This is a genomic window from Brevibacterium sp. UCMA 11754 (assembly GCF_021532275.1).
GTDB lineage: Bacteria > Actinomycetota > Actinomycetes > Actinomycetales > Brevibacteriaceae > Brevibacterium.
In genome coordinates this window covers 174,500-189,202 of sequence record NZ_JACBOT010000021.1, presented here as the reverse complement: position 1 = coordinate 189,202, position 14,703 = coordinate 174,500, and the positions used below count along the sequence as shown (strand labels likewise).

At 62.0% G+C, this 14,703-nt stretch carries 12 protein-coding genes and 1 rRNA gene; 9 read left to right on the top strand and 4 right to left on the bottom strand.

What is annotated here, in order from left to right; translation table 11 throughout:
- Position 1: 1 nt before the first annotated feature.
- Genes HX613_RS09875 through HX613_RS09865 form a run of 3 tightly spaced genes read left to right on the top strand, consistent with a single transcriptional unit; the run spans position 2 to position 3,125 of the window.
- Positions 2-1,018 (top strand): ABC transporter ATP-binding protein, encoded by a 1,017-nt coding sequence (locus HX613_RS09875; protein WP_235345164.1) that lies wholly within the window; start codon positions 2-4, stop codon positions 1,016-1,018.
- Positions 1,015-2,043: an ABC transporter ATP-binding protein gene (locus HX613_RS09870; protein ID WP_235345163.1), complete on the top strand. Its 1,029-nt coding sequence runs from the start codon at positions 1,015-1,017 to the stop codon at positions 2,041-2,043. Before HX613_RS09875 ends, HX613_RS09870 begins: the two co-directional genes overlap by 4 nt.
- Positions 2,040-3,125, top strand: a complete 1,086-nt coding sequence (locus tag HX613_RS09865; protein WP_235345162.1) for a tartrate dehydrogenase — start codon at positions 2,040-2,042, stop codon at positions 3,123-3,125. Before HX613_RS09870 ends, HX613_RS09865 begins: the two co-directional genes overlap by 4 nt.
- 50 nt (positions 3,126-3,175) lie before the next feature.
- Here HX613_RS09865 and HX613_RS09860 read toward each other — a convergent pair whose 3' ends face one another.
- Together HX613_RS09860 and HX613_RS09855 are read right to left on the bottom strand one after the other, a co-directional pair.
- A complete protein-coding gene (locus tag HX613_RS09860) occupies positions 3,176-3,598 on the bottom strand; it encodes an OsmC family protein (RefSeq protein ID WP_235345161.1) in 423 nt (140 codons plus the stop codon).
- A gap of 59 nt (positions 3,599-3,657) precedes the next feature.
- Positions 3,658-4,242: an isochorismatase family protein gene (locus HX613_RS09855; RefSeq protein WP_235345160.1), complete on the bottom strand. Its 585-nt coding sequence runs from the start codon at positions 4,240-4,242 to the stop codon at positions 3,658-3,660.
- 139 nt (positions 4,243-4,381) lie between these two features.
- Here HX613_RS09855 and HX613_RS09850 point away from each other — a divergent pair, with 139 nt between their 5' ends.
- Complete coding sequence (locus HX613_RS09850; RefSeq protein WP_235345159.1) at positions 4,382-5,656, top strand: MFS transporter; 1,275 nt, start codon at positions 4,382-4,384, stop codon at positions 5,654-5,656.
- Positions 5,657-5,714: 58 nt separating this feature from the next.
- On the opposite strand, the gene kynU is transcribed toward HX613_RS09850, so the two are convergent.
- Positions 5,715-6,998, bottom strand: coding sequence for a kynureninase (gene kynU, locus HX613_RS09845; RefSeq protein WP_235345158.1), 1,284 nt, complete (start codon positions 6,996-6,998; stop codon positions 5,715-5,717).
- Between the two features lie 128 nt (positions 6,999-7,126).
- Here kynU and HX613_RS09840 point away from each other — a divergent pair, with 128 nt between their 5' ends.
- The 4 genes from HX613_RS09840 (at position 7,127) to HX613_RS09825 (ending at position 10,549) form a co-directional block, all read left to right on the top strand.
- Entirely contained in the window at positions 7,127-7,609 is a 483-nt protein-coding gene (locus HX613_RS09840) for an Lrp/AsnC family transcriptional regulator (RefSeq protein ID WP_235345157.1), read from the top strand.
- 64 nt (positions 7,610-7,673) lie between these two features.
- A complete protein-coding gene (locus tag HX613_RS09835) occupies positions 7,674-9,272 on the top strand; it encodes an SLC13 family permease (RefSeq protein ID WP_235345156.1) in 1,599 nt (532 codons plus the stop codon).
- Between the two features lie 145 nt (positions 9,273-9,417).
- The gene (locus tag HX613_RS09830; protein WP_235345155.1) at positions 9,418-9,993 is read left to right on the top strand and encodes an OsmC family protein; all 576 of its coding nucleotides are present in this window, start codon (positions 9,418-9,420) and stop codon (positions 9,991-9,993) included.
- 124 nt (positions 9,994-10,117) lie between these two features.
- Entirely contained in the window at positions 10,118-10,549 is a 432-nt protein-coding gene (locus HX613_RS09825) for a VOC family protein (protein WP_235345154.1), read from the top strand.
- Positions 10,550-10,607: 58 nt separating this feature from the next.
- Here the strand turns inward: HX613_RS09825 and recQ are convergent, their stop codons facing one another.
- Entirely contained in the window at positions 10,608-12,443 is a 1,836-nt protein-coding gene (gene recQ, locus HX613_RS09820; RefSeq protein WP_235345153.1) for a DNA helicase RecQ, read from the bottom strand.
- Positions 12,444-13,065: 622 nt separating this feature from the next.
- On the opposite strand from recQ, the gene HX613_RS09815 reads away from it, so the two are divergent.
- Positions 13,066-14,603 (top strand): 16S ribosomal RNA (locus HX613_RS09815).
- The last annotated feature ends 100 nt before the right edge of the window (positions 14,604-14,703 follow it).

Sequence of the window (14,703 nt, the reverse complement as noted above, 5' to 3'; positions counted from 1 at the left end):
GATGACACTCAACCAACAGCCGCTGCTCACGGTCGACAACCTCAGCGTCGTCTTCTCCACGGACAATGGTCCAGCCACCTCGGTGGAGGGGCTGAGCTTCGAACTGAATGCGAACGAGACCCTCGGCGTGGTCGGCGAATCCGGTTCAGGAAAATCCATCACCTCGATGGCGATCATGGGACTGCTTCCGCGCACAGCTACTGTGACCGGATCGATCAGGTTCCGCGGAGAGGAACTGCTGACCAAAACCGACGAACAGCTGCGGGAGCTGCGCGGTCGACGGATCTCCATGGTGTTCCAGGACGCGCTCGCCGCACTCAATCCAGTGAAGTCAGTGGGCAATCAGCTCATGGAGGCAGTGCGAGTCCATTCGTCGGGCCGAAGCCGCCAGGAGATGCGGGCCAGGGCTATCGAACTCCTCGACATCGTCGGCATTCCCACCCCCGAGCAGCGTGTCGACCAGTTCCCCCACGAATTCTCCGGGGGAATGCGCCAGCGCATCATGATCGCCATGAGCATCGCCAACGATCCGGATGTGCTCATCGCCGACGAGCCGACGACAGCCCTCGACGTCACTGTCCAAGCGCAGGTGCTCGACGTGCTGCGTCGGGTTCAGACACGGACCAACTCGGCCCTGCTGCTCATCACTCACGATCTGGGCGTGGTCGCAGGGCTCGCCGACAGGGTCCTCGTGATGTACTCGGGGAAGAAGGTGGAGGAGGCCGACGTCGAGGATGTCTTCTACCGTCCTTCCCACCCGTACACCTTGGATCTGCTGGCCGCGATGCCCCGACTCGACGGCAATTCTGGCAATTCGCGCCTGTATTCGATCCCCGGGGCTCCTCCGGATCCGACAGAGCTTCCGCCAGGCTGTCGGTTCGCGCCCAGGTGTCGGTACGCGATGCTCGGCACATGTGATCGAACGCCCATTCCCGAACGATTCATCACCGATCGCCATGTGGCGGCCTGCCTGAGGATCGACGAGGTCGCCGCCGTTCAACAGGAGGCATCCTCATGAGCAGCACACTCGAAGCCATCGATGTGGTCAAGGAGTACCCGGTTCGCTCGGGTCTCTTCCGGAGACGCACCGGCACGGTCCATGCGCTCTCGGGGGTCAGCCTCGAGGTGCCGAAGGGAAAGACGCTCGGCATCGTCGGTGAGTCCGGCTGCGGAAAGTCCACGCTTGGACGCTCGATCGTCCGGCTCCACGACATCGACAGCGGCAGCATCCGCTTGGACGGCCGATCCGTCGAATCGGCTTCCGGTCAAGACCTGCGCTCGCTGCGGCGACGCGTACAGATGGTGTTCCAGGACCCCTATGCCTCCCTCAACCCGCGACTGACGATCGGCAGCGCCATCATCGAAGCCCTCGAGATCCACGGGTTGTCGACGGGTCGACGCTCGGAACGGGCGCAGGAACTTATGGAGATGGTGGGCCTACGTCCCGAGTTCGTCCAGCGTTACCCGCACGAATTCTCCGGTGGTCAGAGGCAGCGCATCGGCATCGCCCGAGCGCTCGCCGTCGAACCCGAGGTGATCGTGCTCGATGAACCGGTCAGCGCTCTCGACGTCAGTGTGCAGGCTGGCGTCCTCAACCAGCTCAAGGAACTCCAAGACCTGCTCGGACTCACCTACGTGTTCATCGCCCACGACCTCTCCGTCGTGAGATACCTAAGCGACGAGGTGGCCGTGATGTATCTCGGTAGGATCGTCGAGACCGCGCCGACGGGCAGGCTGTTCGCAGCACCCGAGCATCCGTATACCAAGGCGCTGCTGTCTGCAGTCCCGATCCCCGATCCGATCGTCGAGCGGAGCAGAGAGCGGATCACCCTCAGCGGTGATGTGCCCAGCCCTCTGAACCCTCCGAGCGGGTGCCGGTTCCGAACCCGGTGCTGGAAGGCCACCGAACGCTGTGCCACCGAGATTCCGCTACTGCGTACGATGGCAGACGGGACTCGAGCGGCCTGTCATCATCCCGAATCGGAGACTCAGAGCCCAACCAATCCCACGGACAGTCAGAGAACGGAAGCAGGTGCTCAATGAGCTTACAGAAGGCGATCGCAGTCATCCCCGGCGACGGGATCGGGCAGGAAGTGGTTCCCGAGGGGCGTCGGGTGTTGCAGGCAGTCTCACAGAAACACGGTATCGATCTCGAATTCGTCGATTTCGACTTCGCGAGTGCCGACTACTACCAGGCTCATGGAACGATGCTGCCCGAGAATTGGTTCGACAGTCTGCGCGGCTTCGACGCGATCTTCTTCGGGGCCGTCGGTTGGCCGAACGTCGTGCCCGACCACATCTCTCTATGGGGCAGCCTGCTGCAGTTCAGGAGGTCTTTCGACCAGTACATAAACCTCAGGCCGTGCCGCCTGCTGCCCGGTGTGAAGAGCCCGCTGGTCGGCTACGGCCCAGGTGACGTCGACTTCTACGTGGTGCGGGAGAACACTGAGGGCGAGTACTCGTCGATCGGCGGAAAGATGTTCGAGGGCACCGACCGGGAAATCGTTGTTCAGGAGACCGTGATGACTCGGACAGGAGTCGACAGGGTGCTCAAGTTCGCTTTCGATCTGGCCGATTCCCGTCCGAATCAACACCTCACCTCGGCGACGAAGAGCAACGGAATCTCCATCACAATGCCCTACTGGGACGAGCGTGTGAAGATCATGGCTAAGAATTACCCCGAGGTGAAGCAAGATCAGTTCCACATCGACATCCTTACCGCCAACTTCGTCCTCAAACCGAATCATTTCGACGTCGTCGTCGCGAGCAACCTCTTCGGCGACATCCTCTCTGATCTGGGACCGGCCTGCACAGGAACCATCGGGGTCGCGCCGAGCGCGAACATCAACCCTGAAGGAACCTTCCCGAGTCTGTTCGAACCGGTGCACGGCTCGGCTCCGGATATTGCGGGTCAGGGCATCGCCAACCCGATCGGTCAGATCTGGTCGGGCGCGATGATGCTCGACCACTTCGGCGAAACCGAGGCAAGCGCGGACGTCCTCGAGGGAATCGAATCGGTGCTGAACAGTGGGGACGCGAGCATTCTCACTCCCGATCTGGGAGGTCGGGGATCGACTTCATCACTTGGCGAGGCGATCGCCTCAACGATCCTGTCGCAGAACTGATGTTCGAGATCATCCGTGCCGTTTGTGTCACCCGGCGCTGACGCCGGTGGTCAGTCGCGGCGGATGCTGAAGTCGACGTTAGTCGGGTGCTCGACCGTGCGGGAGACCGTGCAGTACTTGTCATGGGAGAGGCCGACGAGCCTCTCGATGCGCGAGTCGGCCTTGCGACCCTCCTCGTCGTCGGGAAAGGCGAGGTCGAAGTCGAGGTGGACGTTGTCCACTCGGGAGGCACCGTCCTCGTCGATCTTGTCGGCCGCGGCCGAGACGTCGAAGCGCGTCGGCTCCGTGTGCCTGCTGGTCACAGTGTCGACATCGATGGACGAACATCCGGCGACGGCCGCGAGCAGCAGCTCCACGGGTGTCATCAGGCCCTCACCTCGGCCGAATTCTATGCTCGCCCCACTCGGTGCGGTGGCCCGGTAGTGGTTCTCGGCGAGTCTGGTCAGTTCGATGCTGCGGGTGTCTTCACTCATGAACCCATGATGTCAGGAAACCGCGCGGATCGTGCACCGGCTGCCCGGCCTCGACGAAGTTACGGCGCAGTGAAGTCGACCTCTGCTGATCCCTGCACTCGGGCACTGCGTCCGGGGCCCGATTCGAAGCCCCAGTAGAGATTCGTGTGGGAGACGACCATGTCTGGCGGCGGGGCACCCCAGTCAATGAGGTCCTCGGTCGTGTGGGCGTCAGAGACCAAAGTGACGTCGTATCCGCGGGCGAATCCGCCGTGGATCGTCGACCGGATGCAGGCGTCGGACTGCGCACCTGTGACGACGAGGTGCCCGATGTCCTTGGCCGCCAGGACCTCTTCGAAGTCCGTGTCCTCGAAGGTGTTGCCATGGGTCTTCTCGACGATCGCTTCGCCCTCGGCAGGCGTGAGCGCGTCGACGATCTGCCATTGCGGCGAATCCGGTGGCAGTTCCCGTGAAGAGTGTCTGACCCAGATGACTTCGGCCTCGGTGTCGCGGGCGCGCTGAACGAGATCGGAGATCGTTCCGATCACCTCGTCGGCATGCCAGTTCTCGGCGAAGACGCCGTTTTGGACATCGACGACGATGAGCGCGGTCCTCGGACGATTGGATGCGAGCGATGTGTCTCCGGCAGCGGTGGCTGTGGACATGTGATCCTCCTCGATCATCTCGATTCTCCTCCAAGGGGACATGCCCGATCAAGGGCAGAGCCGCCTCGGCGGATAGGAATCGTGTTCCACGGTACGGAAGCGGAAGGGGCGCATGTGTACGTGGTGCCAGAATGGGCGGGTGAACGAGACACGAGACGGTTCGGCCGAGAACACCCCTAGTCCCCGCCGCTTCGGCGTGCTGCGCAGCTGGGCGACGGCTCCGTACCTGGTGGGAACGGGTCTGGCGATGATGGGCGACAACATCGAGCACGTCATCACGTACTGGGTGCTGTGGCAGAAGTTCGAGTCCCCGGCGCTCGTGGGGTTCCAGCTCATCAGCCATTGGCTGCCGTTCCTCCTGCTCTCGGTCTACGCAGGATCCCTGGCCGAACGATTCGACTGCCGGCGCCTGATCCAGATCGGACAGGTCATGTTCATGGTCGTGTCCCTGTGTTGGGGCATCCTCTTTCTCACCGATTCGCTCCAGCTGTGGCAGGCGTGCGTGCTGCTCGTCATCCACGGCCTCGCCGGATGCCTGTGGGGACCGGCCGAGCAGATGATGCTGCATGACTTCGTCGACCGCAGGGAGCTGCCGAGCGCCGTGCGGATGAATGCGACCTTCCGCAGTCTCGGAATCCTGTTCGGACCCGTCGTCGGCTCGGCGCTCCTGCTGTCGTTCGGACCGACCTGGGGCATCTTCATCAACATCATCTTCTACCTGCCGCTGACGATCTTCCTCATGCGCACACCCTTCACCGGGCACATCAGGAGCGGGAGTCCGAACAAGACGCGTACGACTCTGGTGCAGTCCCTGCGAGTGCTCATCGACGTTCGACACAACCGCTCGATCATCGGCATGCTGCTGCTGGCCGCACTGGCCTCGATCACGATCGGCGCCGTGCTGCAGACGGCGATGCCGGTCTTCGGCGGCCTCCTGACAGGCCCCGGCGGAGACAGTGACTTCACGTACGGGCTGCTGCTCTTCGCGCTCGGCGCCGGAGGTGTGCTCGGCGGCTTCTTCCTCGAGGCGACGGGTTGGGTGCGACCGACCCCGGCGGCGGCAGCGGTCGCCGCAGCTGGACTCGGTGCCAGCTCGATCGTCTTCGCGCTGACCTCGCACCTGTGGCTGGCGCTGACCGTCCTCGTGCTTGCGGGGGTCTGTAAGATCACCGCCGAGTCGACCGAGATGGCCATCATCCAACTCGAGGCGCCGCCCGAGATCCGCGGACGCGTCATCGGCTCCTATTCGATGTTCGGGCCCGGAATGCAGACGTTCTCCGGTGTGACCGTCGGCGTGCTCGGCACGATTGCGACGATCCCGCAGGCCGTGACGATCGGCGGCGCGGTCCTGGCGATCGGTGCAGTGGGAATCGGCGCATATGCGGTGGCCGGACGCGGGCGCCCGGTCGGCTGACCGCGCTTGTATCAGGCCGAAGTTCAGGGGAGGAGCGGGGCGGACCGAGCTCCGAGCCTCAGGTGACGGCGCCGCGGACCTTGTGCGCAGGGGCGTCCCAGATCCGGTTGTCGAGGATGTCGCGCAGGGCCTCGACTGTGTCCCAGACGTCGGTGAAGCCGAGGTAGAGCGGAGTCAGTCCGAACCGCAGGACTTCCGGCTCCCGGTAGTCGCCGATGATTCCGCGCTCGATGAGCGCACTCATGATTGCGAAGCCCTCGGGGTGGGTGATCGAGACCTGTGAGCCCCGATGGTCGTGCTCGCGTGGGGTGACGAGCTCGACCGGGTGATCGGCCAGGCGAGATTCGACGAGTTCGATGAAGAGGTCGGACAGCTGCAGGGACTTCTGCCGCAATGCGGCCATATCGACCTTGTTGGCGATGTCGAGGCCCAGCTCTGCCACCGCCAGTGAGATGACGCCCTGCGTGCCGGTCAGATACCGGCGGATACCTTCGGCCGGAGCATAGTCCGGCGACATCTCGAAGGGCCTCGCATGCCCCCACCAGCCCGAGAGCGGCTGCGTGAAGCGGTTCTGCAGTGCCTCGGAGACCCAGATGAAAGCGGGAGAGCCCGGCCCGCCGTTGAGGAACTTGTAGGTGCACCCGATGGCCATGTCCGCGCCCGATCCGGCCAGGTCGATCTCCAGGGCGCCCGCCGAATGGCACAGGTCCCAGATCACCATGGCGCCGCCGTCATGGACCGCCGAGTTGGTTGTGGCCATGTCGAAGAGCCGGCCGGTGCGGTAGTTCACGTGGGTGAGGACGACGAGGGCCACCTCGTCGGTCATCGTGTTCGGGAACCCAGCGGTCACCTCGGCGTCCTCGACGAGACGCACCTCGTATCCGGCATCCAGCTGCTCGGCCAGGCCCTGCAGCATGTAGATGTCGGTGGGGAAGTTCTCCCGCTGAGTGAGGATGACCCGACGTTCGGGCGCATCTGCGGCCTGCATCTTCAGTGCGGCCGAGGCGGCTTTGAACAGGTTGATCGAGGTGGTGTCCGTGACGACGGTGCTGCCGGTCCCTCCGCCGATGATGCCCGCAACCTTCTCGCCCAGCGTCGCCGGCAGATCGAACCACCCGGCGGTGTTCCAGGAGCGGATGAGCCCGGTGCCCCATTCGTCGGCGATGACCTCCTGAGCGCGCTCGGCCGCACCCTTCGTCCGTGCGCCGAGTGAGTTCCCGTCGAGGTAGATCGTGTCGGAGGGAAGGACGAACTCGTCCTTGAGTTCGCGCAGGGGATCCTCGGCATCGAGGCGTTCGCAGTGGATGCGATCACGTGGGGCGCTGTGTTCGGGGCTCGTCATTGGTCACCTTCGTCGGAGCGGGCATGGGGCCGGTGCTGCTGGTGGCGGATCTCCTCACAGAATACTCAGATCACGGATATCATCGAATCTATCCGAACAGAAGACGGAAGATGTGAGAGGTTCTTGTGGTGAATTCGGATCTGATCGTCGATCATCGTTCTGAAGCGAACAATGTCCACTTCGCCGAGGTGGACCTGGCGATTCTGCGCGAGCTCAGTTCCGATGCCCGGATCTCCAACAAGGATCTCGCCGGCCGAGTGGGATTGGCACCGTCCACATGTTCGGGGCGCGTCGGTGCTCTGAGGTTGCGGGGAATCATTCGAGGATTTCATGCCCAGATCGATTTCGAAGCGCTTGGCCTGCACGTGTTCGGAATGATCTCGGTGCGGATGTCCCCGGTCGGGAGGTCGAAGATGAGTGACGTCATCGCTGGACTGCTCCTGGCACCAGAGACCCTCGACGTCTTCCAAGTCTCGGGGGAGCGCGACCTGCTTGTGCACATTGCCACCGCCCATCCGACCGGGTTGAACTCCTTCATCGCAGAGCATCTCTCGGATCCCACGATCGCCCATACTCAGACCAGCCTTGTGTTCGGGCATCACCGCCCCTGAAGCGAATAGACACGGTTTCTGAGACGAAGAGTCTCTGCTGTTGAGCACTGGCTATGCTGTGAGCGTGGAACCGGCTACCTGGATCTTCATCATCCTAGGTGCGGCGATGATCGCCTTCATCTCCTCAAAGGTGCCGCTTGCGGTCGTCGCCGGAGGTGTGGTCCTCGCACTGTGGGCCACCGGCGTGCGCAGCCTGCCCGAGGCGTTCGAGGGCTTCGCTGACCCGACCGTCGTCTTCATCGTCTCGCTGTTTATCGTCATCGAATCGCTCGAGGCTTCGGGCATCACCGCCTGGCTCGCGAACTTCGTGGTCAACCGAGCCGGCACCAGCAGAACACGTCTGGTTCTCATCATCGGCGTCGCCGCTGGGATGCTCGGGGCATTCATCAGTGTCAGCGGAACGGTCGGTGCCCTGCTCCCCGTGGTCGTCATCGTGACGAAGAAGGCGGGAATGCTGCCGTCGAAGATGCTCATTCCGCTCGCCTTCCTCGCCAGCGGCGGCTCGGTGCTCACTCTCACCGCGTCGCCGGTGAATATCGTCGTCTCACAGGCAGCCAGCGACCACGGAGGACGCCAGTTCGGCTATTTCGAATTCGCCCTGGCAGGCATTCCCCTGGTGGTCATCACGATTCTCATCGTCCTCCTCGCCGGCGATCGGCTGCTTCCCGACAGAAGTCCGGAGTCGATTGCCGCACCGGATCCGACCGCCCATGCGAAGCGCCTGCGCGAGGACTATCGAATGGATGTGAGCACTGGCGCGCTGTACACCGTCGAAGAGGGTGTCGCCGAGGTGCTCGTCGCTCCCCACTCATCCCTGATCGGCCGTCATGTGCTGCCCGGCATGACCACACCAGATGACGGACTCGTCGTTCTCGGCGTTCGTCGTGGGGATCACGCCGGTCCGTTGGTGCGCGAGTCGGAGGAGACCGAGGAAGCGGAAGAGAGGTTCGAGCTGCGGGCGGGTGACGCCGTGCTCGTGCAGGGACCGTGGGCGGCACTCGAACGGTATGCGGCTTCGCAGGATGTCATCGCGGTGACTCCGCCGCAGTCTCTGCAGCGTGCTGTGCCGCTGAGCCGGAAGTACAAGCGCACCCTCTTCATCTTCGCGGCGATGATCCTGCTGCTGGTCACCGGGGTGGTGCCGACCGCGATCGCCACCATGCTCGCGGCCGGGGCCCTGATCGTCACGAAGGTGGTGAGACTGCCGACGGTGTACAGGGCCGTTCCGTGGAGCATTGTCATCCTGGTCGGAGGAATGATTCCCCTGTCCCGAGCATTCGTCGACACCGGTTCCGCCGACATCGTCGCAAATCTCGTCCTCAACAACCTCGGTGCGGCGTCGCCGTATCTGGCACTTCTCGTCATCTGCGTGATCTCAATGGTGCTCGGACAATTCATGTCGAACCTGGCCACAGTGTTGGTCATGCTGCCGATCGCGGTCGCTATAGCCGGGAGCACCGGGGCGAGCGTCCAACCCTTCATGATGGGCCTGGCTGTATGCGGCGCAGCCTCCTTCATCACCCCGGTGGCGACTGCCGGCAACCTCATCGTCATGCGGGCCGGTGGTTATCATTTCGGCGATTACTGGAAACTGGGACTGCCGCTGATGGTCGTCTATCTGGGGATCGCCGTCCTCTACGTCCCTCTCATCTGGCCCTTCTAGTTCGTTCGTCCTTGCGAGTCGACGTGTCGATATGCGTCACCGTATGGCGGGGGTATGACGGTCTGAGTCGGAATCTGACAAGGGCGAACCGGGAGATCGGTTGGGCTTCCTAGTCTGGGGATCACTCAATCGAAGGAGACGTCCCATGACCGTCACAGCCGACAGCACCGCAGACTCCACCACTGGTGCGACCGTCGCGATCAGCGCCGAGGATCGGGCCGAGCGCCTCACCGCGGCAGGACATGCGTGGAACGAACGGATCGCCGCCTCGGCGAAGAACGCAGAGCTGAGCTTCTCCGCCAAGGGCAGTGCTCAGGGCTCGGTGTCCTCGGTCATCACCGCAGGTAAGCACACCTTCACTGTCGATGAGCCGACCCCGCTGGCCGGCGACGATGTGGCACCGAACCCTGTCGAGTATGCGCTCGGTGCGCTCATCTCCTGCCAGATCGTCGTCTACCGCCTCTACGCCCATAACCTGGGACTGACGATCGAAAACCTCGACGTCAGCGCAGAGGGCGACCTCGATGTGCAGGGACTCTTCGGTGCCGCTGACACCGTGCGACCGGGATTCTCAACGGTTCGCGTCAACGTGGAGATCACGGGACCCGATAGTGACGAGGCCTACCAGGAGCTGCAGGAGACCGTCGACGCTCACTGCCCCGTCTTCGACATCTTCACAAACCCCACGCCCATCGACGTCACCGTGACGAAGAAGAACTGAGCGCCACGACAGCTGAACACCACGTCAAGGCGTTTAGGCGAGTCTCGTCGGACCATTGACTTCCCTGTGGCCGAAGACGAAGATTTAGACTCCATAGCTGGACTCCAACTGCCCAGGAGCAGTCATGAACCAGATCTTCGTCAATTTTCCGACCACCGACCTCAACAGGTCGAAAGAGTTCTATGCCTCTCTGGGGGCCGAAGTCGTCCCCGAGTTCACCGATGAGAATGCAGCCTGTCTGAAATGGGACGAGAGCATCTTCTTCATGGTGCTGACGAGGGAGTATCTCGCGACCTTCACCGATAAGCCGATCGCCGATCCGCATTCGACCGCGCAGGTGCTCACCGCATTGAGCCGCGAGTCACGTGAAGATGTTGATGCCACGCGGGCGAAGGTCCTCGACGGTGGTGGCTCGGAGAACAAGGAACCACAGGACTACGGATTCATGTATTCCATCAGCATGGCCGACCCGGATGGCAATATTCTCGAATTCATGTGGATGGATCCTGCCGCAGCCGAACAGGGTCCCGAGGCATACACCGCAGAGCAGGGCTGATCTCAGGTGCCAATAGCTGTCTGGCGGTAAGCCGATAACCGTCTGGCGGTGACGGGGATCAGCCGGTGCTGGACTCCAGGACCTCAAGAACACCGGGTCCATAACGGTCGAGTTTCTTCAGGCCCACGCCGCTGACCTGGCCGAGTTCGTTGATCGAGTTCGGCTTGGCTTCGACGATTCCGTACAGCGTGGCATCGGGGAATACGACGTAGGCGGGGACGCCCTGCTCTTTGGCTTGATCGGCACGCCAGGAACGCAGGGCTTCGAACAGGGCTGTGTCCGCGGTCCCGAGTTCGATCTCGGGGCCGCCTCGGCGCTTGGCGCCTGCCTTCTTGGAACCGGACTTCTTGACGGGGTCCACTCGCAGAGACACTTCCACTTCGCTGCGCAGAACCGGGCCGGCGTCCTCACCGACGACGAGCACGCCGTAATCGCCGTGGGACTCCAGGAGACCGCGGGCGAGGACCTGGCGGACCACAGTCTTCCACTGCGTTTCGCTGAGGTCTTCGCCGATTCCCCAGACGGTGAGGGTTTCGTGATCGGCCGCGCGGGAGCGCTCATTGTCGTTGCCGCGCAGGACGTCGATGACCTGGCCTGAGCCGAACTTCTGGCCGCGTTCACGGTCGAGGCGGATGACTGCCGAGAGGAGTTTCTGCACGGCCACCGTTGCGTCCCAGGTCACCGGCGGAGTGATGCAGGTATCGCAGTTTCCGCAGGGTCCCGATTCCTCGTCGAAGTAGCGCAGCAGCTGCATACGACGGCAGTCGACGGTCTCGCACAGAGCCAACATTGAGTCGAGGTGCGACATCGCGCGCCGTTGGTAGGCGCGATCGCCGTCGCCTGACTCGATGAGCCGGCGTTGGGAGACGACATCGCCGAGACCGTAGACCATCCACGCATCGGCCGGCAGTCCGTCACGGCCGGCGCGACCGGTCTCCTGGTAGTAGCCTTCGACGCTGCGTGGAAGGTCGAGGTGGGCGACGAAGCGGACATCGGGTTTGTCGATGCCCATGCCGAAGGCGATCGTCGCGACCATGACCAAGCCGTCCTCGCGGAGGAACCTGGCCTGATGATCGGCGCGTACTTCGGATGGCAGTCCTGCGTGATAGGGCAGGGCGTTGATGCCCCTGGCCACGAGCGCCTCGGAGAGCTGCTCGACACCGCGCCGGGACAGACAGTAGACGATGCCCGAGTCACCAGAGTGTTCGGTGGTGATGAAGTTGATGAGCTGAGAGCGGCCAGATTGCTTCGGTTCGATGCGATAGGTGATGTTCGGGCGGTCGAAGCTGGCGACGAAATGCCGGGCCTCGCCCAGGTGAAGACGCTCGGTGAGTTCGGCATGCGTGGCGGGGGTGGCCGTGGCGGTGAGTGCGATGCGTGGAACGTCAGGGAATCGTTCGGCCAGCACTCCCAGGCCCAGGTAGTCGCTGCGGAAGTCGTGGCCCCACTGTGAAACACAGTGGGCTTCGTCGATTGCGAACAAAGCGACCTGTGCACGTTCGAGCAGCGCCATTGTGCGCGGCAGGACGAGGCGTTCAGGTGCCAGGTAGAGCAGATCGAGTTCACCGTCCAGGAGTGCGCGCTCGACGTTCTGCGCTTCCTCGAAGTCGAGGGTCGAGTTGAGGTAAGCCGCCCGCACACCGAGATTCTCCAGGGCAGCGACCTGATCGGCCATGAGCGCGATCAGCGGAGAGATCACGACGCCAGCGCCGGGCCTGACGAGGCTCGGTATCTGATAGCAGAGAGACTTTCCGCCGCCGGTGGGCATGAGGACGACCGCGTCACCACCGCCCACGATCTGATCGACGACCGCTTGCTGCTGACCCCGAAACTCGTCATAGCCGAAGACATCGTGGAGGACATCGAGCGGGGAGGTTGTGGGTGCCGAGGTCATGCGCTCCAGCCTAGTGGACGGTGCTGACTCGGCCGAACTTCGTACGCGGAGCCCACGGGTATAGAGGAGCACGTGCTTTAGGCACGCGATAGCCTCCGACGACGACTCTGACCACAGGCAACGGCAGGCCTTCCCTGACACTCTCAAGGCGGTGTGGCGATGTGTGGTGGGCGTCACTCTGAGTTTTCCGGTTTCGAGTTGCACCCACCGGTCGGCCTGGTCTAGAGTTGTATCTCGTTGCCCCGCAGAAAACGAACTCCTCGAGAACAGTTTTCACCCGGTATGACCAGCACAAACACAGTTTGAGCAGGTTGTTCACAGGATAGGGTGACAACAAAAAATTGAAACTGACACCCCCGGTGTACGCCTCCATTAATTGATGGTGTGTGGTGACGGGTGAGTGTGTGTGGTTTGAGAATCCAATAGCGTATTTGTTTGAACAGATAGTGATGCCAGAAACATTATTTCTGGTAAGACAATCACATGTTCACACACAAGTCACGGCCCCCTCGCCGGGGTGGTGACGCCAGCGTGTGTGAACATGATTTTTTTAAGCTGACCGCGGTCACCCCGTGACCGTAGTGTTGGCTGTCTTGCTGGGATTCATTCGTAACATAATTTTTTTATGGAGAGTTTGATCCTGGCTCAGGACGAACGCTGGCTGCGTGCTTAACACATGCAAGTCGAACGCTGAAGCCCGCAGCTTGCTGTGGGTGGATGAGTGGCGAACGGGTGAGTAACACGTGAGTAACCTGCCCCCGACTTCGGGATAAGCCCGGGAAACTGGGTCTAATACCGGATATGACAACCGAAGGCATCTTTGGTTGTGGAAAGTTTTTTCGGTTGGGGATGGGCTCGCGGCCTATCAGTTTGTTGGTGAGGTAATGGCTCACCAAGACGACGACGGGTAGCCGGCCTGAGAGGGCGACCGGCCACACTGGGACTGAGACACGGCCCAGACTCCTACGGGAGGCAGCAGTGGGGAATATTGCACAATGGGGGAAACCCTGATGCAGCGACGCAGCGTGCGGGATGACGGCCTTCGGGTTGTAAACCGCTTTCAGCAGGGAAGAAGCCCCCTTGGGGGTGACGGTACCTGCAGAAGAAGTACCGGCTAACTACGTGCCAGCAGCCGCGGTAATACGTAGGGTACAAGCGTTGTCCGGAATTATTGGGCGTAAAGAGCTCGTAGGTGGTTGGTCACGTCTGCTGTGGAAACGCAACGCTTAACGTTGCGCGTGCAGTGGGTACGGGCTGACTAGAGTGCAGTAGGGGAGTCTGGAATTCCTGGTGTAGCGGTGAAATGCGCAGATATCAGGAGGAACACCGGTGGCGAAGGCGGGACTCTGGGCTGTAACTGACACTGAGGAGCGAAAGCATGGGGAGCGAACAGGATTAGATACCCTGGTAGTCCATGCCGTAAACGTTGGGCACTAGGTGTGGGGGACATTCCACGTTCTCCGCGCCGTAGCTAACGCATTAAGTGCCCCGCCTGGGGAGTACGGTCGCAAGGCTAAAACTCAAAGGAATTGACGGGGGCCCGCACAAGCGGCGGAGCATGCGGATTAATTCGATGCAACGCGAAGAACCTTACCAAGGCTTGACATACACCAGACCGGGCTGGAAACAGTCTTTCCCCTTTGGGGCTGGTGTACAGGTGGTGCATGGTTGTCGTCAGCTCGTGTCGTGAGATGTTGGGTTAAGTCCCGCAACGAGCGCAACCCTCGTTCTATGTTGCCAGCACGTGATGGTGGGAACTCATAGGAGACTGCCGGGGTCAACTCGGAGGAAGGTGGGGATGACGTCAAATCATCATGCCCTTTATGTCTTGGGCTTCACGCATGCTACAATGGCTGGTACAGAGAGATGCGAGACCGCGAGGTTTTAGCGAATCCCTTAAAGCCAGTCTCAGTTCGGATCGTAGTCTGCAATTCGACTACGTGAAGTCGGAGTCGCTAGTAATCGCAGATCAGCAACGCTGCGGTGAATACGTTCCCGGGCCTTGTACACACCGCCCGTCAAGTCACGAAAGTCGGTAACACCCGAAGCCGGTGGCCCAACCCCCTTGTGGGGAGGGGGCCGTCTAAGGTGGGACTGGCAATTGGGACTAAGTCGTAACAAGGTAGCCGTACCGGAAGGTGCGGCTGGATCACCTCCTTTCTAAGGAGCACACATCAGAACCCCGACAGCAGACACCGATTGTGTGTCTGGTTGGGTAGCTCAAGGGTGGAACATCCCTATCTGGCTCGTCCATACAGCG

What these genes read in the sequence shown, in the direction of transcription:
- HX613_RS09875 (WP_235345164.1), top strand. Translation starts at nt 2, where the DNA reads ATGACACTCAACCAACAGCCGCTGCTCACGGTCGACAACCTCAGCGTC.
- HX613_RS09870 (WP_235345163.1), top strand. Translation starts at nt 1,015, where the DNA reads ATGAGCAGCACACTCGAAGCCATCGATGTGGTCAAGGAGTACCCGGTT.
- HX613_RS09865 (WP_235345162.1), top strand. Translation starts at nt 2,040, where the DNA reads ATGAGCTTACAGAAGGCGATCGCAGTCATCCCCGGCGACGGGATCGGG.
- HX613_RS09860 (WP_235345161.1), bottom strand. Translation starts at nt 3,598, where the DNA reads ATGAGTGAAGACACCCGCAGCATCGAACTGACCAGACTCGCCGAGAAC.
- HX613_RS09855 (WP_235345160.1), bottom strand. Translation starts at nt 4,242, where the DNA reads ATGTCCACAGCCACCGCTGCCGGAGACACATCGCTCGCATCCAATCGT.
- kynU (WP_235345158.1), bottom strand. Translation starts at nt 6,998, where the DNA reads ATGACGAGCCCCGAACACAGCGCCCCACGTGATCGCATCCACTGCGAA.
- HX613_RS09830 (WP_235345155.1), top strand. Translation starts at nt 9,418, where the DNA reads ATGACCGTCACAGCCGACAGCACCGCAGACTCCACCACTGGTGCGACC.
- HX613_RS09825 (WP_235345154.1), top strand. Translation starts at nt 10,118, where the DNA reads ATGAACCAGATCTTCGTCAATTTTCCGACCACCGACCTCAACAGGTCG.
- recQ (WP_235345153.1), bottom strand. Translation starts at nt 12,443, where the DNA reads ATGACCTCGGCACCCACAACCTCCCCGCTCGATGTCCTCCACGATGTC.